The following is a 26,123-nucleotide window of genomic DNA, read 5'->3' as shown; positions in this document are numbered from 1 at the left end:
CTGCGCAGGGGTCCGTTTTCTCACGGTTAGGCCCATTGGGGAAGTCACTTGTCCGCGTCTCTGGAGGATCGTGCAAGCATCCGGGACATGCATGCTACCGACCGCCGCCGCGCCAGGTCGACGATAGGTCTCGAAACAGCGGCGGCCAGCGGTCGTCACTGCCTTGTCTGATTGACCGAAGGAGATCGTGATGAAGTACAAGCAACTGGGTAATACCGGCCTGATCGTCTCGCAACTGTGCCTGGGTACGATGACGTTCAGCAGTGGCGCCGGCATCTATGCGCACATCGGCGCCGTGGATCAGAAAGGCGCCGACGAACAGGTCAAGGCGTCCCTCGAAGCCGGGATCAACTTCTTCGACACCGCCGACATCTACACCCAGGGCGAAAGCGAACAGACCCTGGGTCAGTCGTTCCGCAACCTGGGCGTCGCCCGCGAAGATTATGTGCTGGCGACCAAGGTCGCCGGCCGCATGGGCCCCGGCAAAAACCACGTCGGTGCGTCCCGCGGACACATCATGGATGCCGTCGAAGCCAGCCTGAAGCGCCTGGGCACCGACCATATCGACCTTTATCAGATTCACGCCACCGACACCCTCACCCCGCTCGAAGAAACCCTGCGCGCCCTGGATGACCTGGTGCGTCAGGGCAAGGTGCGTTACATCGGTGTGTCCAACTGGCATGCCTGGCGCCTGGCGACAGCGCAAGGCATTGCGGCTCGCCAGGGGCTGGCGCGCTTCGAAAGCCTCCAGGCCTATTACTCGGTGGTCGGGCGTGACCTGGAACGTGAACTGGTGCCGTTGCTGGAGGCTGAAAAAATGGGCTTGCTGATCTGGAGCCCATTGGCCGGCGGCCTGCTCTCCGGCAAATACAGCCGTGAAAACCAGTCACCCGAAGGTGCGCGTCGTTCCGGGTTCGACTTCCCCATCGTCGACAAGGAGCGCGGCTGGAAGGTCATCGACGTACTGCGCCCCATCGCCGAGGCGCACGGGTGCAGCCCGGCCCGTGTCGCCCTGGCCTGGCTGCTCGCCAAGCCTGCCGTGACCTCGGTGCTGATCGGCGCCAAGCGCCTGGACCAACTTGCGGACAATATCGCCGCCGTTGACCTGGAGCTCACGCCGCAAGACATGCGCCAGCTCGACGCCGTCAGCCAGCTGCCCGCCGAATACCCAGGCTGGATGGTCGACACCCAGGGCGCCGACCGTTTAGGCGCAGTGGACCTGTGGGACGCCGCGACGGCCCACACCTCCTGAACCTTGCCCGGCAACCGTTGAAAGGACGATAACGATGCAGACTGTACTGATATCCGGCGCCGGTTCAGGCATGGGCTTGTTGACCGCCCAAACGTTGATTCGCCAGGGCTACGCGGTGTTCGCCGGCGTACGTGACCCGAACGGGCGCAACGCCGACCGTCGCACCGCATTGGAAGGTTATGCCAAGGCCCAGGGCGGCCATGTCCGGGTGGTGGACCTGGACATTCACAGCGAGGCCTCGTGCCAGGCCGCTGTCGGGCGCGTGCTCGCCGAGCACGCAACGCTCGACATCGTGGTTCACAACGCCGCGCACCTGTTTATCGGCGTGTACGAAGCGTTCACCCCCGATCAACTGGCCAGCAGCCTCAACACCAATGTGGTCGGCGCCCATCGCCTGAACCGCGCCGCCCTGCCCCGGATGCGCCAGCAAGGCAGCGGCGTGCTGCTGTATGTGGGCAGCACGATCACCCGCATCGTGACGCCCTTCGTCGGCCCCTACATCACCGGCAAATATGCGTTCGATTCCCTGGCGGAAGTGACGGCCTACGAGGTCAACCGTTTCGGCATCGAAACCGTGATCGTCATGCCCGGCATCTTTCCCGACGGCACGGCTCACTTCCAGTCGGCGGTCTATCCGGCAGACCCGGCGACCGCCAAGGACTACGAGCGCTTCAAGGATGACTACGACCACATTGGCGACGGCCTGCGCGACCTGCTGCGCGGCGCCGATGCGCCGGTCCAGGGCGTGGCGGACGAAATTGCCCGTGTGCTCGCATTACCGAAGGGGCAAAAACCGATGCGCACGGTCGTCGATTACGCCGACTACGGCACCGAGGCCGTGAACGCGGTGACCGAAGCCCAGACCGCGCGGGTCTTCGAGATCATGGGCTACAAGCACTTGCTCAACGTGTCGTAACGCTGGACAGCACCCGGGTGGTGATCGCCGCACGCCACTCGGGGTTCTGCAGGACCAATGGCAACAAACCGCTGTGACCCGCCCCGGGGACGATCACCAGTTCCCGGTCGCGGGCGCACGTCGCGGCCTCGACCAACCGCTCGGGAATTTCCAGCGGAATGACCGCATCCTGTTCTCCGGCGATCACCAGCAACCTGCCGGTGAAACGTCCGAGAATGTCCCACACATCGCTGTCGCTCCAGCTGCGGTGGCGACGAATGATCGCCGAAAATTGCCCACCGAACGGCACCTGGTACGCCTCAGGGGTGTAGATGCCGGGGACGATCAAAATCAATGTTCCAGCATTCAGCGTTTCGCTCAGACGGATGGCGTTGTACGCGCCCATGCTGATCCCCACCAGCGCACTGGGCCGCACCTGACGGTGGCGGATCACCGACAACGCCTGTTGCTCGCGGCGGTAAAGGGACGAATCGGCAAACACGCCCCCGATTTGCCCGTGACCGATGCAATCCAGGGCCGTGGACCCCACCCCTTGCGCGTGCAACATCTGACGCAGCTCGGCGAACACCGAACGGCAGCGGGTACCGCCGCCGTGGATGCAAAACAGGTGCGGATCGAGCCGCCCCGTCAGCGTGTCGGCGCGAAGCAGGTGGCCGTCGAAGGGGACGGTGAATTCGGTGGGGGGTTGGAATGGATGCATGGGTGTCAGGGTTCCGGGCGGGAGGCCGCCCGGAACATTAGCATGAACGCCACCGGAATCCCTCTGCCCTGCTGACCTAAACCTATCCGCCCCGGCACCTGCAAGCCTGAAGTGCTTTCTGGATCAGATGGAGGAAACCTGCTCGGGATTGCGTAAGCTCCTCACAGGTTGCCACGGTGATCGCTTTTGACCGCCGGGCAAAATTCAAAAGCCACTAAAATCCAGCGACACAATTGGCTTCTTGTACCCAACCCCCTGGTTCTCAATATAGCCAATCAACTCATGGATAAACCCTTCAACCTTGCCCAGGGCAAAGATCCGAATGAAAGGACTCTGATTATTCTCCACGGGTTCCCAGACATCGATAAATCCGTGCTCATCAAGTAAATCCAACTCAACCTGGAGATCAGGGAACTTGCAAATCCTTAATAACTTATTTCGGTTAAACCACACGCACTCAGAATAATAAACCAAACCTTCCGGAATCAACTTTTCATCCATTTCCCTACGCTCTACAAGAAACGCGTAGACCTCACGAGTAATCCGTGGCAAGGCGGCTAAGCGACGTGCAAATTCTTTAAAATGTACAGCAATATCTTTCACAGAGTGTTCAAACGCTTCCTCTACTTCACGCTGGTATCGTTGATATTTTTTAAAATCAGAAAACTGAGGTTTCGGAATACTTTCAATATAAGAACTGATCGATGTCGCAAAATTACCGTCCTCATCCGGAATTTCAAGCTCTATGCGCACCCTCGCCAGATCACGACGTACAAGCTCATAAAGAGACTGCAGACGATCAAGCGGGAGAGATATCGTTTTCCTGCATAGATCATCCATATCCCAAATATCTTTATCCGTAAAACCAAGCTTTTTTGAACGCTTTGCATCCAGCGAATAAGTCTTCTGTTTTTTTCCAACAATCAGCACCACCACCTTATCAAACTGATTATCAAGCTTTGCAACCACCTCTAGTGTCTTATTAATTTTGGCAGACGTTCTCGTTGAAGTTACCTGAAAAGCCATTGAAGCAAGCGTATCTCCCAGATCCAGTCCTGGTTCATTACTCCGCTCATCATTCAAGTTGACCAGCGACAAACCCAACGCCGTATTCAGGTACTCTTTAAAAAAATCCTCCAGGTAATTATTGAGGTCTGTCAGCCCCAATTGACACCGAGTAGAAACTTGTTGTGAGATCGTGGTGAGCCCATCAATAACTTCACCAATAAGATGACCGCGCGTAATCATGATTTGCCTTAAATAGAGTTATCGGATGTCCAAGCTATTACTTCCTGTTTTTTGCACCATGCTTCGATCCGATACCCCTGCACAACGGGACGCGAGAAGGACAAGGCGAAGAACACAAAAACACCGGCACCGAGATTACGAAGATGTCAGTGACGTGTCCATGATCTCCGCCATCCCCCCTACTCTCCAGTCAACGCCAGCGCATCCGCCCCCGCCGCCAGGCGCATCGGTGTCGCCGGGTCATTCGCTGCGCGCCATACCGCCTCAGCGACATCCCGTGCTTCGGTGACCAGCGTGTCCTGCGACCACTCGGCGAAGATGCGCTGGGCCAGGTCGCCGTAGGCCTCGGGAATGCAGCCTTGCATGCGCGGCTGGGCGTTCTTGCCGAAGTCAGTGCCAGGCGCACGCCCGGGCAATACCAGCCTCACGCGCACATTGAACGCCGCCAATTCCAGGGCCACCGACTCGGTGAACGCGTTCACCGCCGCCTTGCTCGCGGTGTACACGCTGAGCAGGGGCAGCGACTTGAGCGTCACGCTGGAGGTCACGTTGATGACCACGCCCTTGCGGCGCTCGCGAAACTGCGGCAATACGGCCTGCGTCATGGCCATCGTGCCGAAGGTGTTGGTTTCGAAGAGGCCTCGGGCCGCGTCCATGGAAATGCCTTCCAGGGCACCGAGCAAGCCGATCCCGGCATTGTTGACCAGCACATCGATCGGCCCGGCAGCGTTCATCACGGTTTGGATACTCTGCGGATCCGTCACGTCCAGAGGCAACACCCGCAGGCGATCGGAGGGAGCAAACAACCCTGCGTTCGGGGTGCGCATGGTGGCGATGACATTCCAGTCGCGCTCGAGAAAATACCGCGCCGTCTCCAGACCAAAACCCGAAGAGCAGCCAGTGATCAGTACAGTGTTCATGGGGCGTTTGCCTCGATGATTGACAGGAACACCACGATAGGCTGTCGTAGCCGGACTGAATATCATCGCCAGTCCGTCAATTATTCGCAGGAGTCCGACATGCTCGATCCGCTCGCCGAAGTGGTCACGCTGCTGCAACCCCGTGCCTCGCTGGCCAAAGTGGTCAGTGGTGCCGGGGCCTGGCGGGTCAGTCGCTCGGTGCAGGGCCAGCCGTTTTATTACGCGATTCTCGACGGCGCGTGTCGGCTTTCCATCGCCGGGCAGCCGCCTATCGGCTTGCAGGCCGGCGACTTCGTGCTGATCCCGGCGGCCTATGACTTTGCAATGATGAGCGTCCAGCCCCTGCCCGCCGAAGCCCCGGACACCGTGCCGGTCGAAGTGCGCCCGCGGGACATTCGCATCGGTCCGCAGGACGCCGCCGTCGATGTGCATCTGCTGATCGGCCATTGCACCTTCGGCTCCCCGGATGCGGCACTGTTGGTCTCGCTGCTGCCCCGGTTGATCCATGTGCGCGGCGAGCGCCGCCTGGCGATGCTGGTGGATTTGCTCACCGAAGAGGCACGCGGCAAACGCCCGGCGCGGGACGTGATACTGGCGCACCTGCTGGAAGTGATGTTCATCGAAGCCCTGCGCGCGACCCCGACCGCCGGCGCCCCACCCGGCCTGCTGCGCGGGCTCGGCGACGAACGCCTGGCCGTCGCGCTGCGCTGCATGCACGAGCGACCAAACCAGGCCTGGACCGTGGCCCACCTGGCCAAAGAGGCCGCCCTCTCACGCTCGACCTTCTTCGAGCGCTTCAGGCAAGCCCTCGGCATGGCACCCATGGAGTACTTGCTGGCGTGGCGAATGGCTCAGGCAAAAAAACTGCTGCGCGAAGGCACCGAGTCCCTCACCGATATTGCCCAACGGGTCGGCTACAACTCAGTGAGTGCCTTCAGCGTGGCCTTTACGCGCTACACCGGACTGGCGCCTGGGCGCTATTCCCGGGAGGCGGCACCGGTGTGAGTGCACGATTGGCTGCCACACGGTCCTGCCGATCAACGGCAGACCGCTGCCTTTTCCCAGCACGTATCCTAAGCCGCTTTCGACCCATCGCTGTCACGCAGGGAGCCGCACGTGGAGAACCCGCTTTACACCTTCACCACCCAGCCTTATCCGCCCCGGCAACGCTTTGAAGTATGGCGCGAAGAAGTCAACGCCATTTTCGACATCACGATCAGCGAGCCGGAGTCCACGGCCTTCAACTACCGCCTGGCCACCGGCTACCTGGGTGCGCTGTTGATGGGCTGCGGGGCCTGGGACGGGGCCGGCGAGCCGGTGCCGTACCGGGTCAAGCGTGCGACCCAGATGATCCGCCGCGACAGCCTGGACCATTACTACCTGTGCCTGGGCCTGTCCCATACCATCAACGGCACCGCCGGGCGCACGACGCTGGCGGCGGGCAATTCGCAGATTTACCTGCTGGACCTCGCCCGTGAACTGGACTGCCTGATCACCGCCGGCGACACGATCATCCTGACCATCCCCCGCGACCTGCTCAGCCCCAGCCTGGGCCACAAGGACCTGCACGGCCAAGTGCTGCAAGGCGGCTTGAGCGAATTACTGGCCGATCACATGCGCGCCCTGCAATACCGTTTGCCCAGGCTGAGCGCCGAGGAAATCCCCCATGCCCAGCAGGCCACGCTGGCCATGGTCTCGGCGGCCCTTGCGCCCTCGGTGGCCAACCTGCACAACGCCGCCGACGAGATCGACTTCACCCTGTTCAACCGCGCCCGCCACTTGATCGAACAGCACCTGCGCAATCCGGATTTGTCACCCACGTTCCTGTGCAAACACCTTGGCATTTCGCGGGCGCAACTGTATCGGGTGTTCAGCCAGGAAACCGGGGTATCGGCCTACATCCAGCAGCGCCGGCTGAACCGGGCGCGGTTGATGATTCAGGGGGATTCCGGGGTGCGGCATCGGGTGTCCGGGCTGGCCTTTCAGTTCGGATTCAAGAGCGATGCGCACTTCAGCCGCGCCTTCAAACACGCCTTCGGCTACTCGCCTCGGGAAGCCCGGGAAGCCTTGGTGGTGGCCCCCTCCCACGCGCAGGCAGGTCGGCATACCGGGTTTTCACTGCGCAACATTCTGGAGCAGATGCAGCCCGCCTGAGACACCCAGGCAAGTCATTGAGACGCTGGGACAGGAAGATTTTTTCCGCGTTTTTTTCGCCGTTTTATGATTGGCCCCTGTTATCCAGCCCTGAATAAACGGAGAAAATCATGGCCAGGCGCGCACTCAATCGCAACGTCATCGGACCCCTTGTGGCTGCCATCCTGCTGTCGGGATGTGCCAACGGCGTCAATGGTGTCAACGGGCTCAGCAGCCTCAACAACCTGTCACTGCCCGGGATCCAGGGCAAGGCCGGGCCGGACATTTCACTGTTCGACACCACTTACGTGCGCACCCATATCATTTCCGGCAAGACCACCGCCGAGCAACTCAAGGCGCTTTACGGCGAGCCCCAGGACCAGTCGATTTCGGCGGACGGCACCGAGACCTGGAACTACTCCCCCTCCACCACCCAGAACGCGTCGATGCGCCACTTGCTCGGGCTGGTGTCCAACCATATTCCCGGCAACACCTACGACAACGCCCTGGATACACGGCGCACCGCCATCGACAACATCGCCCCCGAGCAAAAGAACCGCCGCCTGAATATCCACCTCAACAAGGGCGTGGTCAGGGACTACACCATCATGTAAGCCACCGCCCGGCGGGCAAGCCGGGCGCACCTTCTGCTTCGTCTAGACTCCACACACCCATCGCCCGTGGAGCACGAAAATGACCGACAAAACCACCCTGTGCCTCTGGTACAACGGCACCGCCCTGGAGGCGGCGACCTTCTACGCCATGACCTTCCCTGACAGCGCCGTAAAGGCCGTGCACCTGGCTCCCGGCGACTATCCCTCGGGCAAACTCGGCGACGTGCTGACCGTGGAATTCAGCGTAATGGGCATTCCCTGCCTGGGGCTGAACGGCGGCCCGGCGTTCCCCCACACCGAAGCGTTTTCCTTCCAGGTGGCCACCGAGGATCAGGCCGAGACCGACCGTCTGTGGAACGCCATTGTCAGCAATGGCGGCCAGGCCAGTGCCTGCGGCTGGTGCAAGGACAAGTGGGGGCTGTCATGGCAGATCACCCCGCGCGTGCTCACCGAAGCTGTGACCCATCCCGACCCGGCCATCGCCAAACGCGCCTTCGACGCCATGATGACCATGGGCAAAATCGATATCGCGGCCATCGAAGCGGCGGTCAAGGGCTGACAATCACCCGCCGGGGCATTCAATCCGAATGCCCCCTGACGATTTCATTCAGTTACCCTTAAAGATTCACACCTTGCTGCCGTCACCCTTACATCCCTGAATGGACTCAACGAGGCCCCTGTGCGTTTTATTTCTTCCCTGTTGCTCATCGGTGGCATCGCCACCCTGGCCGGCTGCGCCACCCAGAAATCCAGTGTCGATCGCATGCTCGCCGGCACCCTGTCCCAACCCCTGGTCGAGAACAGCATCGTGCGCGAAGGCGACGCGCTGAGTTTCGAATTGCTGATGCCGGAGTCCACCGCCGGTGTGCGCCGCACCATGCAGTTCGAAGCCGCCTGCTCATCACCGTCGCTGCATTTGCTCTACCTGGATGGCGCCCAGCGCGTATACCCGCTGAGTGCCGGACGCTACAGCGCACCGCGCAAACTGTCCGATGAATTACGCGCGACCCTGGCCGCCAACCAGACCTTCGTCCGCGCCTGTGCCGACACGCCGAAACCCGACTGGCGTCTGGTCCAGACCAACGAGCGTGACAACTGGGTACTGATCGACGCCAACAGCGTCAAGACCGTGAATGGCGAAACCCGTTTCTGGGCGGCCTTCGACAACCCGTCGGTGCTCAACGACCTGCCGTACAACGCCCCCTACGCGCAAAAACGCGAGTACTTCGCCGTGGCTTGCAACGGCGGTACCTACAAGGCCCTGGCCGGTTATGACATGGATGCGGCCAACCGCGTGAGCGACGGTCGCGTCGACAGCTTCCCGACCCCGCAGCCGGTGGCCGGCGCCAATGCCGACTATACGCTGCTGTTCAACAGCGTCTGCGCCACGCCTGACAAGATCGCCGCGCTGCCGGCCTTCAAGCCACGCCTGAAGGCCCCCGTGTCCATCGCATTGAACTCGGTGCAGCCGCAGATACTGGCGGCCATTCAGCAACTGAACCTGGACAAGCCGACCCGCACGTTCAAATACGTGCGCACCAGCGGCACCTCGACCTACAAGGGCAAGACCAGCGATTCGAGCAACGAATACTTCATCACCCAGGATGCCCCAAGCGGTCAACTGAACGTGGCCAACCGTGGCCAGGGCTATGAGTCGCAATCGATCAGCTGGCGCAACCTGGTGCAGTTGGTATCGAAATCCGCCTTTGGTGCCGGTGGCATGGCCGAAAGCTCGACGCTCACCCAATTGAGCTTCAGCGGCAACTGGAAGGCCCTGCCGGTGGGTGACACCGTGGTCTACTCGAGCACCCGTTCGACCCTCAACAGCATCGTCGGCAGCTACGGCAAACCGCAGACCACCCGCTGCGTCGTCGAGCGCGAACTGCAGGCCAGCGAGCTCAACTCGCAATTGCTGGGCAGCGCCAAGGCCTTGTCGTGCACCTACGACAACGACGAGTACAAGCGCGTCAGCCACCTGTACTACCTGACTGACTACGCGTACTTCTACGAGTCGAGCACGGACAAGAACGAGTTCTTCTACTCCACCACCCGCATCGATCGCTTCGAGTAACGGCCCATGACCAACGGCGTACACCTGGAAGCGCGGACCCTGCCGGTCCCGTCCTCGATCAGCCCCCAGGCCCAGGCGCTGCTCAAGCGCCTGGTCGGCGCCGACGGCGTGCCCTTGAACGCGATGCAGCCCCTGCCCGCGCCCGAGGACCACGACGGCTGGCGCCGCCTGCAAGCCCTTGTCGCCCAGCATTACGCAGCCGCCAGCGCCGCCCAGGCGGCCACGCTGCGCGCGACGCTGGCGACCATCGTGGTGGAGAACGCCACCGTGCACATGGCCACCCCCGCTGAAACCGTGGGCGACAACCTGGCCTACATCGACCTGCACGGTGGCGCGCTGGTGTTCGGCGGCGGTGACAACTGCCGCATCGCCGCCGGCAAGCAGGCCGACCTGCATGGCCTGCGTTGCTACGGCGTGGACTATCGCATGCCGCCGGAACACCCTTACCCGGCGGCGCTGGACGACTGCATGGCCACCTACCGGCATGTGCTCGCACATCACCGCCCGCAGCAGATCGTGATTGGTGGCCGCTCGGCCGGTGGCAATCTGGCGGTGGCCATGGTGCTGCGTGCCCGTGATGAAGGCTTGCCGCTGCCGGCGGCGCTGGTGCTGTTGTCGCCGGAAGTGGACCTGACCGAATCGGGCGACAGTTTCCACGTCAACCGTACGGTCGATGTGATGCTGCCCAACCCGCTGATGGCAGCCAACCTGCTGTATGCCAATGGTGCCGACCTGACCCACCCATACCTGTCGCCGCTGTTCGGTGATTTCACCCAGGGCTTTGTGCCGACTTTCCTGCAAAGCGGCACGCGAGACCTGTTCCTGTCCAACACCGTGCGCCTGCACCGGGCCTTGCGCCAGGCACGGGTGCCGGCGCTGCTGCACATCTTCGAAGCGATGCCCCATGGCGGTTTCATGGGCGCGCCGGAAGACGCGGAGCTGGAAACCGAGGTGGTGAGTTTTGTACGGGAACACCTGCTGGCGGGTTGACACATCCGCTGACAATCCATAAAGATGCAGGTCTTCTTCAGGGTGTGTCAGCTCATGTCTGCAACGTCATTCGCTAACCTTCGCGCCATTGGCTTGATTGCCAAGGCGCAAGGCTGCGTGGCGCGCACCCTCAAATCGAAGAAACAGTCGCTCATGTGACCGGGGCGCGCTGTCCCGTCAGATGAGCTGACAGGACATTGAGCGCGACGGACCTCTCCCCCTTTGCACAATTCCCTCTGCCCTTCTGACGGTGACTTGATCGGTCTACCTTCAGGAGAAAGCGCATGTCATCGTTTCAAGGTATCTGGGTTCCCGTGGTCACACCGTTTCACGACGGCGCCATCGACTTCATCGGCCTGCACCGGCTGGTCAGCCATCTGCTGGAAAAACACGTCGCGGGCATCATGGTGTGCACCACCACCGGCGAAGCCGCGTCGCTCAACCGCCAGGAGCAACTGGCCGTGCTCGATGCGGTGTTGCAATGGGTGCCCGCCCACCGCGTGGTGATGGGGCTGGCCGGCAGCAACCAGCTCGAACTGCTGCAGTTCCAGAGCGAAGTCCTCAAACGCCCGGTGGCCGGCCTGCTGGTGCCCGCGCCGAGCTACATTCGCCCGTCCCAGGCCGGCCTTGAAGCGTTCTTCCGCGCGGTGGCCGACGCTTCCAGCGTGCCGATCATTCTCTACGACATTCCCTACCGCACCGGTGCGACCTTCGAACAGGCCACCTTGCTGAACATCGTCGCCCACGAACGTATCGTTGCGATCAAGGACTGCGGTGGCAACCTGAATAACACCCTCGCGCTGCTGGCCAGCGGCCAGGTTCAGGTGCTGTGCGGCGAAGATATACAGATCTTCAACGCCCTGTGTCTGGGCGCCAGCGGTGCCATCGCGGCATCGGCCCATGTGCACACCGAACGGTTCGTGACGCTGTGGCAACAGGTGCGCGACAACCAGCTCGCCGAGGCGCGGGCGACGTTTTTTGATTTGTTGCCGTTGATCCACGCGATGTTCATCGAGCCCAACCCCGCGCCGGTCAAAGCGGCGCTGGCCCAGCAAGGCTTGATCGGCAGCGCGTTGCGCGCACCGATGCAGCCGGCCAGCGCAACCCTGCGGGCGCACTTGCAGGCGGTGTCAAACCCCGGCCACTGACCGGGCCAGGTGCAACCGGTGCAGGGTGATCTGGCGCACGGCCTGTTTGCTGAGTTCGATATGGCGCTTGAGCAGGGGCTGCGCCAGGTCATTGCGCTGTTGCAGGATTGCCGTGAGGATCTGCCCGTGCTCGTCGTAGGTGGCAGCGATGCGCTCGGGCCGGGTGAAGTCGAGGCGGCGGATGATACGGATTTTCTCGGTGATCTCGTGGTGCATGCGCGCCATTTCACGGTTGCCGGTGGCTTCCACCAGCGCGCAGTGAAAGCGCTCGTCCAGTGCCGACACCGCCTGGGTATCGCTCAGGCGCTCGCCCGTCTCCACCAGCCAGATTGCCTTCAGTTCCTCCAGCAACGAAGGGTCCACCGCCCCGCCTTCGCACAAGCGGCTGACGGCGGCCAGTTCGAGCACGATGCGCACGTCATACAGCTCCTCGAAATAGTCGAAGTCGAAGGGTTTGACCTGCCAGCCACTGCGGAAATGCACCTCCAGGTAGCCTTCCCGCTCCAGTCGGTACAACGCCTGACGCACGGGCGTGCGACTGGCGTTCACTTGTGCGGCCACATCACCTTCGCTGAAACGGTCACCGGGCAGCAGGCGAAACTCGAAGATATCCGCCTTGAGTTGCGCGTAGATCCGCTCCGCCAAGCTATCGGGGCGCTCCCGCTGTTTGCGTGTAGACACCAGTTGCATGCTCAACTCCGGCTCGCGATATAGGCGCGCCAGCCGCCGAACTCGGTGATATCCAAGGCATCGGCCAGGGCCCAGGGCTCACAGATGAAACCTTTGACGCTGCGCCCGTCCGCCAGCGTGAGCGTACCGATGCCCAACGGTGCGGGAATCTCGGCGACGAACTCACCGAAGCGGGCGATGGGCATGTCCCATAGCTCGACGATGATCGAGCTGCCGCTTTCCGCCCTGGCCAGCCCCGGTTTGGGCGGCACCGTGCCCGGCAAGGCGTACAGGCGGTAGGTGTCGGCGGTGCGGGTTTGTTCCACCCATACCGCGTTGCGTTGGGTCAGCTGGAAGTTCAGCGGCATGCCGGTAAGGTGCGCGCCCACCACGGCCACGCGCACGCTGCCGCTGGCTTGCGGGGCAGCCTGCGGTGCCGGCAATGCTCGTCCGGTGGCGCCCAAGGGCAGGTCGAGGCCGGCTTGCCAGCGCTTGCCCAAGTGGGCCAGGGCCGTGTCGTGCCAGGCCGGCGCGAGCAAGGTGATGCCGCTGGGCAAGCCATCGGCGCGCAGCCCGGCGGGTAGCGCCAGGGCCGAAAGATCCGCCAGGTTGGTGAAGTTGGTGTAGTAACCGAACTGCGAGTTGTAGCGCACCGGTTCCTGCGCCATCTCTGCCTGGCTGCGAATCGTCGGCGAGGTGGGTACCAGCAACGCGTCGAAACCGTTCAGCGTGTCGTTGATCTGTCGACTCAACTCGGCCCGCAGGTACTCGGCCTTGTAGGCATCGCAGGCACTGTACTGGCGGCCGCTGTCAACGATGCCGCGCACCACCTTGTTGATCGCCCCGGGCTGGTGTTCCAGCATGTGCTCCAGTGCCACGGTGCGTTCGGCCACCCAAGGCCCGAAATACAACTGGTCGGCCAGTGCCTTGAACGGGCTGAAATCCACCGGAGTGATCTGCGCGCCCAACGCCTTGAAGCGCTCGACCGCCTGTTCGAACACCGCCTGGGTCTGCGTGTCGCCAAAGAACTCCAGCACCGAAGGGATCGCCAGCGTAAAGGCGGCACCCACCGCCACCGGCGCGGTGTAGGGGTTGGCACGCGAATAGGCATCCGTGGCGTCGTAGCCCTCCACCACCTGCGCCACGGTCGCGGCATCGTCCACCGTGAGGGCAAAAATCGACACACAATCCACCGTGCGACACGCCGGCACCAGGCCGGTGTTGGAGAAACGCCCCTTGGTCGGCTTCAGGCCCACGATATTGTTGAACCCGGCCGGCACCCGTCCAGAGCCTGCGGTGTCGGTGCCCAGGGCAAACGCCACCAGCCCGCGCGCCACCACCGAGGCCGAGCCGGAACTGGAACCGCCGCTGACGTAATCCGCGTCGAAGCTGTTGCCCACCGCACCGTAGGGCGAGCGTGTGCCCACCAGACCCGTGGCGAACTGGTCGAGGTTGGTCTTGCCCATCAGAATGGCCCCCGCGTCGCACAGCTTGGCCAACACGGTGGCATCCGACGCGGGCACGTAGGCAAATTCGGGACAAGCCGCCGTGGTTTCCCAACCGGCGGCATCGATATTGTCTTTGATGGCAAAGGGCACGCCATACAGCGGCAGCCGGGTGAAATCGCCGCCCACCGCCGCCAGTCGTTCGGCCAGGCGTGTCAGTTGTTCAGCCAACTGCCTGGGCTGCGCGCGGCTGATCCAGGCGCTGTCGTCGGCGGGATAGCCCGCGGCCAACGTCAACAGACTATCGGGTGTGAGCGTGCCGCTGCGGTACGCCGCCTGCCACTCACCCAGGGTCCAGCCGATCATGTTGTGCATAGCGAAATCCCATCTTGTATCCAAGTTTGAATAACCATTAGCAAACCACGGGCCAACCTCCAGAACCCCCGACTCAGAGCGGTTGTGCCCCCCTTTCTGGCGACAGCCTGCGCGCTGATGGCGCACCGCGACGGCCCCATGCGCCAAAAAAAGACATTCATCGGACCCACCGGTTGCGAGGTGCGCGATACCGGCCTATGTTCCAAGCCATGCTGTGAAATTCGCTGCCCCGCCCTGTGCCCATTCCGTAACCAGGTGACGACATGCCCACGCTTTCCCGCCCCGCCGTACTCGAACTGATCGGCAATACGCCGCTGGTTCGTGTCAGCCGTTTCGATACCGGCCCCTGCACCTTGTTTCTCAAGCTTGAATCCCAGAACCCCGGCGGCTCCATCAAGGACCGCATCGGCCTGGCCATGATCGATGCCGCCGAACGGGATGGCCGCCTGCGTCCCGGCGGCACCATTATCGAAGCCACCGCCGGCAACACCGGCCTGGGCCTGGCGCTGGTCGGCCGGGCCAAGGGCTACCGCGTGGTGCTGGTGGTGCCCGACAAGATGTCCACGGAAAAAGTGTTGCACCTGAAGGCCATGGGCGCCGAGGTGCATATCACCCGCTCCGACGTGGGCAAGGGCCACCCCGAGTATTACCAGGACGTGGCCGCGCGCCTGGCCAAGGACATTCCCGGTTCATTCTTCGCCGACCAGTTCAACAATCCGGCCAACCCGTTGGCCCACGAAACCAGCACCGCTCCGGAAATCTGGGCGCAGACCCAGCATGATGTGGACGCCATCGTGGTGGGCGTCGGTTCTGCCGGCACCCTCACCGGCCTCACCCGCTTCTTCAAGCGCGTACAGCCTGAGTTGGAGATGGTCCTGGCCGATCCGGTCGGTTCGGTGATGGCCGAATACAGCCGCAGCGGCCAGCTGGAAACCCCCGGTTCCTGGGCGGTGGAAGGCATCGGTGAAGACTTCATCCCCTCCATTGCCGACCTTTCCAGCGTGCGCCATGCCTACTCCATCAGCGATGAAGAAAGCTTCGACCACGCCCGCCAATTGCTGCGCGCCGAAGGCATCCTGGGCGGCTCGTCCACCGGCACCCTGCTCGCCGCCGCGCTGCGTTACTGCCGCGAACAGACCGAGCCCAAGCGTGTGGTCACGTTCGTGTGCGACACCGGCACGCGCTACCTGTCCAAGGTCTACAACGACCAGTGGATGAAAGAAGCCGGGCTGTTGCAGTACAAGCACTACGGCGACCTGCGCGATGTGATCGCGCGGCGCTTCGAAGATGGCCGCGTGATCAGCGTGAGCCCCGACGACACGTTGCTCACCGCCTTCCAGCGCATGCGCCTGGCCGATGTGTCGCAATTACCAGTGCTGGTGGACGGCAAGGAGCTGGTCGGGGTGATCGATGAATCCGACATCCTCCTGGGCCTGCACCACGATGCGGCGGACTTCGCCATGATTGTCGCCAGCGCCATGACCGACACCCTGCACACCCTGGCCCCCGGCGCCAGCCTGGCTGAACTCCAGGCAGAACTGGATCGCGGCCTGGTCGCCATCATTGCCGACGCGTCGGGCTTCCATGGCCTGATCACCCGCGTCGACCTGCTCAACCACCTACGGAGATCCCTTGCATGAGTCAGTCCGATAACAGCGCGTTTGCCACCCGTGTGATCCATGCCGGGCAATCCCCCGACCCAACCACGGGCGCGCTGATGCCGCCGATCTACGCCAACTCCACCTACCTGCAAGACAGCCCCGGCGTGCACAAGGGCTTTGACTACGGCCGCTCCCACAACCCGACGCGTTTCGCCCTGGAACGCTGCGTGGCCGACCTGGAAGGCGGCAGCCAGGCGTTCGCCTTTGCGTCCGGGCTGGCGGCGATTTCCACGGTGTTGGAACTGCTGGACGCGGGCGCCCATATTGTGTCCGGCAATGACCTGTATGGCGGCACCTTCCGCCTGTTCGACAAGGTGCGGCAGCGCAGCGCCGGGCACCGCTTCAGCTTCGTCGACCTGAGCGACCTGCAAGCCTTTGAAGCGTCGCTGCAAGACGACACGCGCATGGTCTGGGTCGAGACCCCCAGCAACCCGCTGCTGAGCCTCACCGACCTCGGCGCCATCGCCCGCATCTGCCGTGATCGCGGCATCATTTGCGTGGCCGACAACACTTTCGCCAGCCCGTGGATCCAGCGCCCCTTGGAACTGGGTTTTGATGTGGTGGTGCATTCGACCACCAAATACCTTAACGGCCACTCCGATGTGATCGGCGGTATCGCCATCGTCGGCCACAACCCGGAACTGGCCGAACGCCTCGGGTTTCTGCAGAACTCGGTGGGCGCCATCGCCGGGCCGTTCGACGCCTTCCTGACGTTGCGCGGGGTAAAAACCCTGGCCCTGCGCATGGAGCGTCATTGCAGCAACGCCCTGGACCTGGCCACCTGGCTGGAGAAACAACCGCAAGTGTCGCGCGTCTACTATCCGGGCCTGGCTTCGCACCCGCAGCATGAACTGGCGCGTCGGCAGATGCGTGGGTTTGGCGGGATGATTTCGGTCGACCTCAACAGCGACCTTGCCGGCGCCACGCGCTTCCTGGAAAACGTGAAGATCTTCGCCCTGGCCGAAAGCCTGGGGGGCGTCGAAAGCCTGATCGAACACCCGGCCATCATGACCCACGCCAGCATCCCGGCGGCCACGCGGGCGCAATTGGGCATCGGCGACGGGCTGGTACGGCTGTCGGTGGGGGTTGAAGACGTGGAAGATTTACGCGCGGATTTGGCCCAGGCGCTGGCACGGATCTAGCGGCTAACGCGGCGGCCCTGTTGGGGCTGCTGCGCAGCCCGGCGCGAGGCAAGCTCGCTCACTACAAAAAAAAAAGGCTTGCGTCTACCGGGGCTCGGTCATGCACAAGCTCTTGTGGTGAGCAGGCTTGTCCTGCGCTGGGCTGCGAAGCGGCCCCAAACCTGCCACTGCGTTCTCGCTGGAGTCAGGCTGGAGTTATGTTGGCGCGAGCCGCATGCAGTTTCTTGTAGCTCTCGATCAGGCGCTGATGGCGATCCAGGCCTTCCAGTTTCAGGCTGGTCGGGGTCAGGCCGTAGAAACGCACGCTGCCGTCGACCGAGCCGATCACGGCGTCCATCCGCTCATTGCCGAACATCCGGCGGAAGTTGGCTTCGTAATCCGCCAGTTCCAGGTCGTCGTCCAACTCCATCTCCAACACCGCGTTCAGCGCCTGGTAGAACAGCCCGCGCTCAACGGTGTTGTCGTTGTACTGCAAGAACATCTCCACGCATTCCTTGGCTTCTTCATACTGTTGCAAGGCCAGGAAGATCAGCAGTTTCAGCTCCAGAATGGTCAACTGCCCCCACACGGTGTTGTCGTCGAACTCGATGCCGATCAGCGTAGTGATGTCGGTGTAGTCGTCCAGCTCGCTTTCGATCAGGCGCTCGAGCAAGGCTTGCAGGGCCTGTTCATCGAGCGCGTGCAGGTTGAGGATATCGGCGCGGAAGAACAGCGCTTTGTTGGTGTTGTCCCAGATCAGGTCATCCACCGGGTAGATTTCCGAGTAGTCCGGCACCAGGATGCGGCAAGCGGTTGCGCCGAGATGCTCGTACACCGCCATGTAGGACTCCTTGCCCATGCCTTCGAGAATGCCGAACAGCGTCGCGGCCTCTTCGGCATTGGAGTCTTCGCCCTGCCCCGAGAAATCCCACTCCACGAACTCATAGTCCGACTGGGCGCTGAAGAAGCGCCACGACACCACGCCGCTGGAGTCGATGAAGTGCTCGACGAAGTTGTTCGGCTCGGTCACCGCCTGGGCTTCGAACGTCGGCTGCGGTAAGTCGTTGAGTCCTTCGAAGCTGCGACCTTGCAGCAGTTCGGTGAGGCTGCGCTCCAGCGCCACTTCGAAGCTCGGGTGGGCACCGAACGAGGCGAACACCCCGCCGGTGCGCGGGTTCATCAAGGTCACGCACATCACCGGGAATTCGCCGCCCAGGGAGGCGTCCTTGACCAGTACCGGGAAACCCTGGGCTTCCAGGCCCTCGATACCGGCGACGATGCCCGGGTACTTGGCCAGGACCTCGGCCGGCACGTCAGGCAACGCGAATTCGCCTTCGATGATTTCACGCTTGACCGCCCGCTCGAAAATCTCCGACAGGCACTGCACCTGGGCTTCGGCCAGGGTGTTGCCGGCACTCATGCCGTTGCTGAGGTAGAGGTTTTCGATCAGGTTCGACGGGAAATACACCACCTCACCGTCCGACTGGCGCACGAACGGCAGCGAAACGATGCCGCGCGCTTCATTGCCCGAGTTGGTGTCGTACAGGTGCGAACCGCGCAATTCGCCTTCGCGGTCGTAGACCTTGCGGCAGTAGGCATCGAGAATTTCAGCGGGCAGCTCGTCGTTGGGGCCCGGCTGGAACCAGCGCTCGTCCGGGTAATGCACGAACGGCGCATTGGCCAGTTCCTCGCCCCAGAATTGATCGTTGTAGAAGAAGTTGCAGTTGAGGCGCTCGATGAACTCGCCCAAGGCCGAGGCCAACGCACCTTCCTTGGTCGCGCCCTTGCCGTTGGTGAAGCACATCGGCGACTGCGCATCGCGGATATGCAGCGACCAGACGTTGGGCACGATGTTGCGCCACGAGGCGATTTCGATCTTCATGCCCAGCCCGGCGAGGATGCCCGACATATTGGCGATGGTCTGCTCCAGCGGCAGGTCCTTGCCGGCGATGTAGGTGCCGCCCTCGCAAGTGCTGCTCGGCATCAGCAACGCCTGGGCATCGGCGTCAAGGTTTTCCACCTCTTCGATCACGAATTCAGGACCGGCCTGCACCACTTTCTTCACGGTGCAACGGTCGATGGAGCGCAGGATGCCTTGACGGTCCTTGTCGGAAATGTCCGCCGGCAACTCCACCTGGATCTTGAAAATCTGGTTGTAACGGTTCTCCGGGTCGACGATGTTGTTCTGCGACAACCGGATATTGTCCGTGGGAATGTTGCGGGTCTGGCAGTACAACTTCACGAAATACGCCGCGCACAATGCCGACGACGCCAGGAAATAGTCGAACGGCCCCGGCGCCGAGCCATCGCCCTTGTAGCGGATAGGCTGGTCGGCAATCACCGTGAAGTCGTCGAACTTGGCTTCAAGTCGCAGGTTGTCGAGAAAGTTGACCTTGATTTCCATGGGGCACACCAGAATAACGGGCTAAACGAAATGGCCGCCATTATGAAGATTTTCGCCGGGAAGTCTCAGGGTTTTGCGACCGGGCTGCCGATCGGTGCTAAGTTTCACCCACCTTTCCTTGCAGACAACGCCCCATGTCCATCACCGACAACCTCCTCGCCTTCACCTTCGCCGCCACCCTGCTCACCCTCACTCCCGGGCTGGATACCGCGCTGGTCCTGCGGACCGCCACTGTAGAGGGCAAGCGCCAGGCGTTGCAGGCCACCTTGGGGATCAACGCGGGTTGCCTGGTCTGGGGGGCGGCGGTGGCCTTTGGCCTGGGCGCGTTGATTGCGGTATCGGAGCTGGCCTACAACCTCTTGAAGTACTGCGGCGCGGCCTATCTGGCCTGGCTCGGCCTGAACATGCTGCTGCGTCCGCGCCGTTCGTTGTCACCGTTGCAAGCGGATGAAAAACCCAGCGGCAACTGGTTCCTCAAGGGCATGCTCGGCAACGTGCTCAACCCCAAGGTGGGGATTTTCTACGTGTCGTTCCTGCCGCAGTTCATTCCCCAGGGCCATTCGCTGATCGCCTGGACCTTCGGCCTGGTGAGCATTCACGTGGTGCTGGGCCTGGTGTGGTCGCTGGCGCTGATCGGCGCGACCCAGCCATTGTCCCGGTTCCTGCGCAGGGAAAAGGTCATCCAGTGGATGGACCGCACCACCGGCCTGATCTTCGTGCTGTTCGCCGCGCGACTGGCCCTGAGCAAACGCTAGGCGCTCTGCAACCGGGGCGCCCGGGTCAGCAGTACCCAGGCCACCCCCACCGACAGCAACACTGCCACCGCACCCGCCAGGTAGACCGACTCCACCCCCGCCGCGCCGGCCAAGGCACCGGCCAGCGGGCTGCTGATGCCGAGCGCGATATCGAGGAACGCCACATAGGCGCCCATCGCCAGCCCACGGGTTTGCGGCGGCGCGCGTTTGATCGCCTCCACGCCAAAACCGGGAAACGCCAGCGAATAGCCGAAGCCGGTCAAGGCCGCGCCCACGTACGCCATCAACGGCGAACCCGCGCCCCAGATCAATAACTGCCCCGCCGCCTCGATCAGCACACAGACCAGCGCGACAATCGCCCCGCCCATTTTGTCCGGCAGATGCCCAAAGAAAATCCGCGCCCCGATAAACGCCAGGCCAAAGGCCGTGAAGGCAAACGATGCGTTGTCCCAGTCCTTGGCCGCGAACAACAACGCCATGAACGCTGTGATCACCCCAAAGCCAATGCTGGAAAACGCCAGCCCCAGGCCCGGCAACCAGACCGCGCCGAGCACCCGATAGAACGACATGCGCCGCTGACTGGTCGGCGCAACACCCTTGGCACCGGCTACGATCGCCAGGGCCAACAGTGGAATGCCCAAGGTACCGAGTGCGATCCCGCTGAAGCCCCACTCCCGATTGAACAGCACACCCAAGGGCGCGCCCAGGGCGAATGCGGCGTAGATCGCGATGCCGATCCAGGCCATCACCTTACCGGCGTTCTGCGGTCCCACCAGGCCCATGCCCCAACCCATGGAGCCGGTGATGATCAGGCTTTCACCCAGCGCCAGCACCACGCGCCCGGCGAGCAGGATCCACACCGACAGCACCGGCGAGCTGACGAACGCCAGCGATGCCAGGTACAGAAAGCCCGAGCTGGCCGCCACCAGCAGGCCGATCAACATGGCGCGCTTGGGCCCGCGCATGTCGGCAAAATTGCCCGCCCAACCCCGCGACAGCAGTGCCGCCGCGAACTGTGCGCCCACCACCACACCCACCACCAGCGGGCTCATGCCCAGGGTCTGGTGCAGGTGCAACGGCAGCACCGGCAATTGCATGCCCATGATCAGAAAACCGACGAATACCGCCAGGGTGATCGGCAGCAACGTCAGCAACACGCTGCTGACCGAGCCCCGAGGCGTAGTGTGTTGTGTCATGAAAAGTTCCTGCTCAGAAAGTGAAATAACCGCTTTGATCAAGGTCGTTCAGCAAGCTCGGGCCGCCAGGGTTCCAGCCCAGTACCTCGCGGGTCTGGGCGCTGGACACCGCCATATCGGCCCCGGCCATGTTGGCGAACCAGCCAAAATGCTCCCGTGGCCGCGACTCCACCGGCACGCCCAGATGGCGGCCGATGACCTCGGCGATGGCCTTGAACGGCACCGCCTCGTCCGCCACCGCGTGGTAGGCCGACTGGCTCAGGCCGTCTTCCAGCACCCGGCGGTAAACCTGCGCGGCATCGCAACGATAGACGCCCGACCAGCAATTGCCTCCCTCACCGAGATACGCGGACACGCCGGTCTCCCGCGCCAGGCGAATCAGGATCGGCAAAAAGCCGTGGTCCCCCAACCCATGCACCGAGGGCGCCAGGCGCACGGTGGCCGTACGGATACCGCGCTGGGCCAGGGCCCGGGCGGCGGCTTCCGATTGACGCGGCGAGCCGGCGCCCGGCAGGTCGGCTTCGGTGGCGCCGCGTGTCAGGCCGGACAAGCCGGAGGTCACGATCAGCGGCGTATCCGAGCCCTTCAGCGCGCTTTCGAAGGCTTCGATCACGCGACGGTCCTGCGCGCAGTTTTCGGCGAACCGCGAAAAATCATGGTTGAACGCCGTGTGAATCACCGCGTCGGCGGTCCAGGCGGCGCGACGCAAGGTGTCCAGATCGTCCAGCGTCGCGCGCAGCACCTTGGCGCCCATGGCTTCAAGCACACGGGCCTTGGGGTCGGAACGGACCAAACCGGTGACCAGATAACCGGCGTCGATCAGGTCTTTCACCACTTCGGTGCCGACCCAACCGGTGGCGCCGGTGACAAATACGTGCATAAGGTTGCTCCTGGGTGAGTGAACGTCAGCGCAGACGTATCGACAACTCGATGTCATCGGCAAAGGGCACGGACAGATAACCGTTTTCCGGTGCGCGCACATGTGCCAGGTATTCCGGGCAGTAATCGGTGTTGTCCGCCACCACCAGCGCGCCAGGCCGCAGGTGCGGTTCCACCCGGCTCAGCACCTCGCCATACAGCGCCTTGGCGCCGTCCAGCAACAGCAGGTCGACGCTGTCCGGCAGGTCGCGGGCCAGGGACACCAGCGCATCGCCCTCGCGAATCTCGATCAGGTCGCTGACGCCGCCTTCGATGAAGTGCTGGCGCGCCAGGGCGATTTTCGAGGGTTCGAATTCACTGCCGATCAGCACGCCACCGCCGTTGTCACGCAGCGCGGCAGCCAAGTGCAGGGTCGACAGGCCAAACGAAGTGCCGAACTCGACGATCGCCCGCGCCTTGCTGCTGCGCGCCAGCAGGTAAAGCAGCTTGCCGGTGTCGCGGGACACCGGCAGCCACAGATCCTTGAGCATGCCGTAGAGTTCCAGGTATTCGGTCTTGCTGTGCATCAGGCGCTCGCGTTCTTCGTTGGACACCGACCCCAGCACCGGGCTGGTGGCGGCGCTGGCTTGAGCGTAGAGGCGTTCGATCAGGGGCGCCAATGGCGCGGTGGTCAGGCTCGACATGATTGATTTCCGTGGGGTTGGGATTAAGATGCGACTAATTCGTCGCATTAAAAGTATGCGAGCGATTCGTCGCATTCGCTATTCGCATTGGCCCCAAGAACAGGAGCGCTCCATGACCACGCGCCAGACCCCGCGTATTTCCTCGCGCAAACAGCCCCAGCAGGCCCGATCTGCGGAACTGGTGGCTGCGATTCTGGAGGCGGCTATTCAGGTTTTGGCCAAGGAAGGTGCCACCCGTTTCACCACCGCACGGGTGGCCGAGAAGGCGGGCGTCAGTGTGGGTTCGGTGTATCAGTACTTCCCGAACAAGGCGGCGATCCTGTTCCGCTTGCAGAGCGATGAGTGGCAGGAAACTACCCAGATGCTGCGCGACATTCTGGAACGGCATGACACCCCGCCCCTGGAGCGCCTGCGCACGCTGGTGCATGCATTCATCCGCTCGGAATGCGAGGAAGCGCAGATGCGCGGCGCCCTGCACGATTCCGCGCCGCTGTATCGCGACGCCCCCGAGGCCGTCGAGGTGCGCGCGGCGGGACAACAGGCATTCGAGCGCTTCATGCTCGAGTTGCTACCCGAGGCAACGCCGCCGGTTCGCGCGCTGGCCTGCGACTTGATCCTCAACACGCTCAGTTCGGTGGGCAAGGATTTTTCCATCAGCCCTCGAACCCCCGAAGAGATCGCGGTGTATGCCGATGCCATGGCCGACATGTTCAGCGCCTATGCACAGGCGCTGAACGCGTCCCCGCCCCAGGATTAAGCGCTGGGCAGGCCGGCCTGCTCATGCCTGATCATTTTTTCCAGCAGGCGTCGCGCCCGCACCGCCCCGCCATCGCTGGCCAATAACACCGGTTTGAGCGCCCAGAAGTCCTGGTCGCCGATCACCGCCTGCTGGGCTTGCAGCATCGGCATGTCTTCGGTGGTGAACGGCTGGCTCAGCCATTGGATATTGTCTTCGGCCAGACGCCGCCCCTCTTCGCCCAGGCTCTTGGGAAACGCAATGCCGAACCAGTAGTGGGTGGTGGACGCGGTCTCCGGGGTGAACACATGGGCCACGTACACCGACTTGCCTTGCTCACGCGGCGCGCCACTGAAGGTGTAGCCACTGTTGAGCAGCATGTTCGACGGCGCATTCCAGCGCACATCCAGCCAGCGATCCACGCGCTGGCCGGCGGGCACACCGCGCAGGCGTTCAAGCTCGGGGGTGAGCTGTTCATTGTGGGTGGTGCGTTTGGAATGCACGGTGTCGCCATGCTGCTCCACCTCGATCACGCCCTGTGCCACGGCCGCACTGCCCAGGGAATTGCCGTGCAGGAATTCGATATGGCTGAGGTCGAGGATATTGTCCGTCTCCAACACGTAATTGGCTTTCACGTGCAGGTAACTCTTTCCGATGTACGCGGTGCCCGGGTCCACCGGGCTGAAGTCGGTGATCAGGGCCGCGTCGGCCAACGCCGGGTCACCCATCCAGATCCAGGCGAACCCGTGCCGCTCCTGCATCGGATAGACCCGCACCCGCGCCGCCGCCGGGATCGCGCCGTTGCCGTGGGGGTTGTGCACGCAAGCGCCGCTGCAATCGAAACTCAGGCCGTGGTAGGCGCATTGAATGCGGTCATTTTCCAGGCGCCCCAGGTGCAGCGGCACGAAGCGGTGCGGGCAACGGTCCTGCAACGCCTGCAAGGCGCCGTGGCTGTCGCGGAACATCACGATCTTTTCGTCGAGCAGCGTGCGCGGCAGCAGTTGGCCTTCGATCAACTCATCGGCCCAACCGGCGATGTACCAGCAATTGCGTAGAAAACTCATGGGCATCTCCTTCAGATATCCAGGCGCAGGCTCGCACTGTGGGCGCGGGAGCAGCACAGCAGCATCTGGTCGTTGGCGGCTTTTTCGTCGTCGGTGAGGAACAGGTCACGGTGGTCCGGAATGCCGTCCAGCACCCGGGTCAGGCAGGTGCCGCATACGCCTTGCTCGCAGGACAGCGGCACCTCCACGCCCGCGGCTTGCAGCACCTGGGCGATGCTACGGTCCGGCGGCACTCGCAGGGTGAGGCCGGAGCGTTCGGCATGAAGGGTGAAGGCGGCGCCTTCGGTGTCGAGCTGCGCGGCGAAATATTCGTAATGCAGGTTCTGCGCGGCCCAGCCGAGGCCGCGTGCAGTGTCGAGGGTGGCATCCATGAAACCCGCCGGACCGCACACGTACACATGCCGCTGCGGATCGGGCCCTTGCAACAAGGCGCGCAGGTCCACGCGCTGGCCGAGGTCATCCACGTGCAAGGTCACACAGTCGGCGAACGGCGCGTCCTTGAGCACATTGAGGAACGCCGCACGGGCCTCGCTGCGCACGCAATAATGCACCTCGAACGACGCCCCCAGCGTTTGCAATCGCCAGGCCATCGCCAGGATCGGCGTGATACCGATACCGCCGCCCAGCAACAACGAATGCCCGGCGTTCTCCACCAGTCGGAACTGGTTGCGCGGCGCCGTCACTTCCACCAACCGCCCTTCGTGAAACTGCCCATGAATCTGCGCCGAACCGCCCCGGGAAGCCGGCTCGCGCAAGATGCCCAAACGGTAGCGCACCAGGTCTTCGGGTGAACCGCACAGTGAGTAGTGACGTACAAGACCGGGCGCCACCCGGACCTCGATATGCGCCCCCGCCTCGAATGGCGGCAGGCAGTCGCCGTTGGGGTCCACAAGCTCCAGCGAGATGATGCCCTCGGCTTCGTCCTGGCGCCGGGCAATGCGTAGTTGCAGAGGTAGATCGGACATGGAAGGACCTGTCGTTTTTTTATTGTTGCGCCGATTCTCCCCCGTGATTTCCCATAAAAAAAATAAGCATTGGTGATTCAATCTATTTGATCTGCTTATGGCCGCGACAATGCCCGCCAGTCTTTTTCCACGTCGTCCTGCTGCGCAAGCTGTTCAGATTGATACTTGCCTGCGCGGT

Annotated in this window: 24 protein-coding genes; 13 read left to right on the top strand and 11 right to left on the bottom strand. The window is 62.9% G+C overall.

What is annotated here, in order from left to right:
- The first annotated feature begins 190 nt into the window (after positions 1 to 190).
- Both ACW9IB_RS00230 and ACW9IB_RS00225 read left to right on the top strand, forming a co-directional pair.
- The gene (locus ACW9IB_RS00230; RefSeq protein WP_457364312.1) at positions 191 to 1,252 is read left to right on the top strand and encodes an aldo/keto reductase; all 1,062 of its coding nucleotides are present in this window, start codon (positions 191 to 193) and stop codon (positions 1,250 to 1,252) included.
- A gap of 34 nt (positions 1,253 to 1,286) precedes the next feature.
- Positions 1,287 to 2,168 carry an SDR family NAD(P)-dependent oxidoreductase gene (locus tag ACW9IB_RS00225; protein WP_457411719.1) on the top strand — a complete coding sequence of 294 codons (882 nt, stop codon included), beginning with the start codon at positions 1,287 to 1,289 and terminating at the stop codon, positions 2,166 to 2,168.
- On the opposite strand, the gene ACW9IB_RS00220 is transcribed toward ACW9IB_RS00225, so the two are convergent.
- From ACW9IB_RS00220 to ACW9IB_RS00210, 3 genes are all read right to left on the bottom strand, one after another.
- Complete coding sequence (locus ACW9IB_RS00220) at positions 2,155 to 2,868, bottom strand: alpha/beta fold hydrolase (RefSeq protein ID WP_457411718.1); 714 nt, start codon at positions 2,866 to 2,868, stop codon at positions 2,155 to 2,157. The two genes, ACW9IB_RS00225 and ACW9IB_RS00220, sit on opposite strands and share 14 nt — an antisense overlap.
- 204 nt (positions 2,869 to 3,072) lie before the next feature.
- The gene (locus ACW9IB_RS00215) at positions 3,073 to 4,116 is read right to left on the bottom strand and encodes an SMEK domain-containing protein (RefSeq protein WP_457411716.1); all 1,044 of its coding nucleotides are present in this window, start codon (positions 4,114 to 4,116) and stop codon (positions 3,073 to 3,075) included.
- 179 nt (positions 4,117 to 4,295) lie between these two features.
- Positions 4,296 to 5,036: an SDR family oxidoreductase gene (locus tag ACW9IB_RS00210; protein WP_457411714.1), complete on the bottom strand. Its 741-nt coding sequence runs from the start codon at positions 5,034 to 5,036 to the stop codon at positions 4,296 to 4,298.
- A 99-nt stretch (positions 5,037 to 5,135) separates the two neighbouring features.
- On the opposite strand from ACW9IB_RS00210, the gene ACW9IB_RS00205 reads away from it, so the two are divergent.
- The 7 genes from ACW9IB_RS00205 to dapA all read left to right on the top strand — a co-directional run bounded on the left by ACW9IB_RS00205 (position 5,136) and on the right by dapA (position 11,992).
- Positions 5,136 to 6,041, top strand: a complete 906-nt coding sequence (locus tag ACW9IB_RS00205; RefSeq protein WP_457411712.1) for an AraC family transcriptional regulator — start codon at positions 5,136 to 5,138, stop codon at positions 6,039 to 6,041.
- A gap of 111 nt (positions 6,042 to 6,152) precedes the next feature.
- Positions 6,153 to 7,190 (top strand): helix-turn-helix domain-containing protein, encoded by a 1,038-nt coding sequence (locus ACW9IB_RS00200; RefSeq protein WP_457411709.1) that lies wholly within the window; start codon positions 6,153 to 6,155, stop codon positions 7,188 to 7,190.
- A gap of 110 nt (positions 7,191 to 7,300) precedes the next feature.
- Positions 7,301 to 7,783, top strand: coding sequence for a hypothetical protein (locus ACW9IB_RS00195; RefSeq protein ID WP_457364305.1), 483 nt, complete (start codon positions 7,301 to 7,303; stop codon positions 7,781 to 7,783).
- A 79-nt stretch (positions 7,784 to 7,862) separates the two neighbouring features.
- A complete protein-coding gene (locus ACW9IB_RS00190; protein WP_457364304.1) occupies positions 7,863 to 8,342 on the top strand; it encodes a VOC family protein in 480 nt (159 codons plus the stop codon).
- A gap of 120 nt (positions 8,343 to 8,462) precedes the next feature.
- On the top strand, positions 8,463 to 9,854 hold the full coding sequence (locus ACW9IB_RS00185; protein ID WP_457411708.1) for a hypothetical protein: 1,392 nt from the start codon (positions 8,463 to 8,465) through the stop codon (positions 9,852 to 9,854).
- Between the two features lie 6 nt (positions 9,855 to 9,860).
- On the top strand, positions 9,861 to 10,844 hold the full coding sequence (locus tag ACW9IB_RS00180) for an alpha/beta hydrolase (protein WP_457411705.1): 984 nt from the start codon (positions 9,861 to 9,863) through the stop codon (positions 10,842 to 10,844).
- Between the two features lie 284 nt (positions 10,845 to 11,128).
- Positions 11,129 to 11,992, top strand: a complete 864-nt coding sequence (dapA, locus tag ACW9IB_RS00175; protein WP_457411702.1) for a 4-hydroxy-tetrahydrodipicolinate synthase — start codon at positions 11,129 to 11,131, stop codon at positions 11,990 to 11,992.
- Here the strand turns inward: dapA and ACW9IB_RS00170 are convergent.
- Both ACW9IB_RS00170 and atzF read right to left on the bottom strand, forming a co-directional pair.
- Entirely contained in the window at positions 11,975 to 12,682 is a 708-nt protein-coding gene (locus ACW9IB_RS00170) for a GntR family transcriptional regulator (RefSeq protein ID WP_457411699.1), read from the bottom strand. The genes dapA and ACW9IB_RS00170 overlap by 18 nt on opposite strands.
- Before the next feature lie 2 nt (positions 12,683 to 12,684).
- Positions 12,685 to 14,481, bottom strand: a complete 1,797-nt coding sequence (gene atzF / locus ACW9IB_RS00165) for an allophanate hydrolase (protein WP_457411696.1) — start codon at positions 14,479 to 14,481, stop codon at positions 12,685 to 12,687.
- 263 nt (positions 14,482 to 14,744) lie between these two features.
- Here atzF and ACW9IB_RS00160 point away from each other — a divergent pair, with 263 nt between their 5' ends.
- Both ACW9IB_RS00160 and ACW9IB_RS00155 read left to right on the top strand, forming a co-directional pair.
- Positions 14,745 to 16,121, top strand: coding sequence for a pyridoxal-phosphate dependent enzyme (locus ACW9IB_RS00160; protein ID WP_457364298.1), 1,377 nt, complete (start codon positions 14,745 to 14,747; stop codon positions 16,119 to 16,121).
- Entirely contained in the window at positions 16,118 to 17,284 is a 1,167-nt protein-coding gene (locus tag ACW9IB_RS00155; RefSeq protein WP_457411694.1) for a cystathionine gamma-synthase, read from the top strand. The genes ACW9IB_RS00160 and ACW9IB_RS00155 overlap by 4 nt, the downstream gene beginning before the upstream one ends.
- Positions 17,285 to 17,468: 184 nt before the next feature.
- Here the strand turns inward: ACW9IB_RS00155 and ACW9IB_RS00150 are convergent, their stop codons facing one another.
- Positions 17,469 to 19,667, bottom strand: coding sequence for an OsmC domain/YcaO domain-containing protein (locus tag ACW9IB_RS00150; RefSeq protein WP_457364296.1), 2,199 nt, complete (start codon positions 19,665 to 19,667; stop codon positions 17,469 to 17,471).
- A 134-nt stretch (positions 19,668 to 19,801) separates the two neighbouring features.
- On the opposite strand from ACW9IB_RS00150, the gene ACW9IB_RS00145 reads away from it, so the two are divergent.
- Entirely contained in the window at positions 19,802 to 20,422 is a 621-nt protein-coding gene (locus ACW9IB_RS00145; protein ID WP_457411692.1) for a LysE family translocator, read from the top strand.
- Here the strand turns inward: ACW9IB_RS00145 and ACW9IB_RS00140 are convergent.
- Genes ACW9IB_RS00140 through ACW9IB_RS00130 form a run of 3 tightly spaced genes read right to left on the bottom strand, consistent with a single transcriptional unit; the run spans position 20,419 to position 23,180 of the window.
- A complete protein-coding gene (locus ACW9IB_RS00140; protein ID WP_457364294.1) occupies positions 20,419 to 21,618 on the bottom strand; it encodes an arabinose transporter in 1,200 nt (399 codons plus the stop codon). The genes ACW9IB_RS00145 and ACW9IB_RS00140 overlap by 4 nt on opposite strands.
- A 13-nt stretch (positions 21,619 to 21,631) precedes the next feature.
- Positions 21,632 to 22,498 carry an SDR family oxidoreductase gene (locus ACW9IB_RS00135; protein WP_457411690.1) on the bottom strand — a complete coding sequence of 289 codons (867 nt, stop codon included), beginning with the start codon at positions 22,496 to 22,498 and terminating at the stop codon, positions 21,632 to 21,634.
- Positions 22,499 to 22,523: 25 nt separating this feature from the next.
- Entirely contained in the window at positions 22,524 to 23,180 is a 657-nt protein-coding gene (locus ACW9IB_RS00130; RefSeq protein WP_457364292.1) for an O-methyltransferase, read from the bottom strand.
- A 112-nt stretch (positions 23,181 to 23,292) separates the two neighbouring features.
- Between ACW9IB_RS00130 and ACW9IB_RS00125 the strand changes: the two genes are divergently transcribed.
- Positions 23,293 to 23,937 carry a TetR family transcriptional regulator gene (locus ACW9IB_RS00125; protein WP_457364291.1) on the top strand — a complete coding sequence of 215 codons (645 nt, stop codon included), beginning with the start codon at positions 23,293 to 23,295 and terminating at the stop codon, positions 23,935 to 23,937.
- Here ACW9IB_RS00125 and ACW9IB_RS00120 read toward each other — a convergent pair.
- Both ACW9IB_RS00120 and ACW9IB_RS00115 read right to left on the bottom strand, forming a co-directional pair.
- On the bottom strand, positions 23,934 to 24,980 hold the full coding sequence (locus ACW9IB_RS00120) for an aromatic ring-hydroxylating dioxygenase subunit alpha (RefSeq protein WP_457411689.1): 1,047 nt from the start codon (positions 24,978 to 24,980) through the stop codon (positions 23,934 to 23,936). The genes ACW9IB_RS00125 and ACW9IB_RS00120 overlap by 4 nt on opposite strands.
- An 11-nt stretch (positions 24,981 to 24,991) precedes the next feature.
- Entirely contained in the window at positions 24,992 to 25,945 is a 954-nt protein-coding gene (locus ACW9IB_RS00115; protein ID WP_457411687.1) for a PDR/VanB family oxidoreductase, read from the bottom strand.
- Between the last annotated feature and the right edge of the window lie 178 nt (positions 25,946 to 26,123).

The sequence above is a fragment of the Pseudomonas sp. SDO524_S393 genome, assembly GCF_054071875.1.
This window is presented reverse-complemented; position numbering and strand designations above follow the sequence as displayed.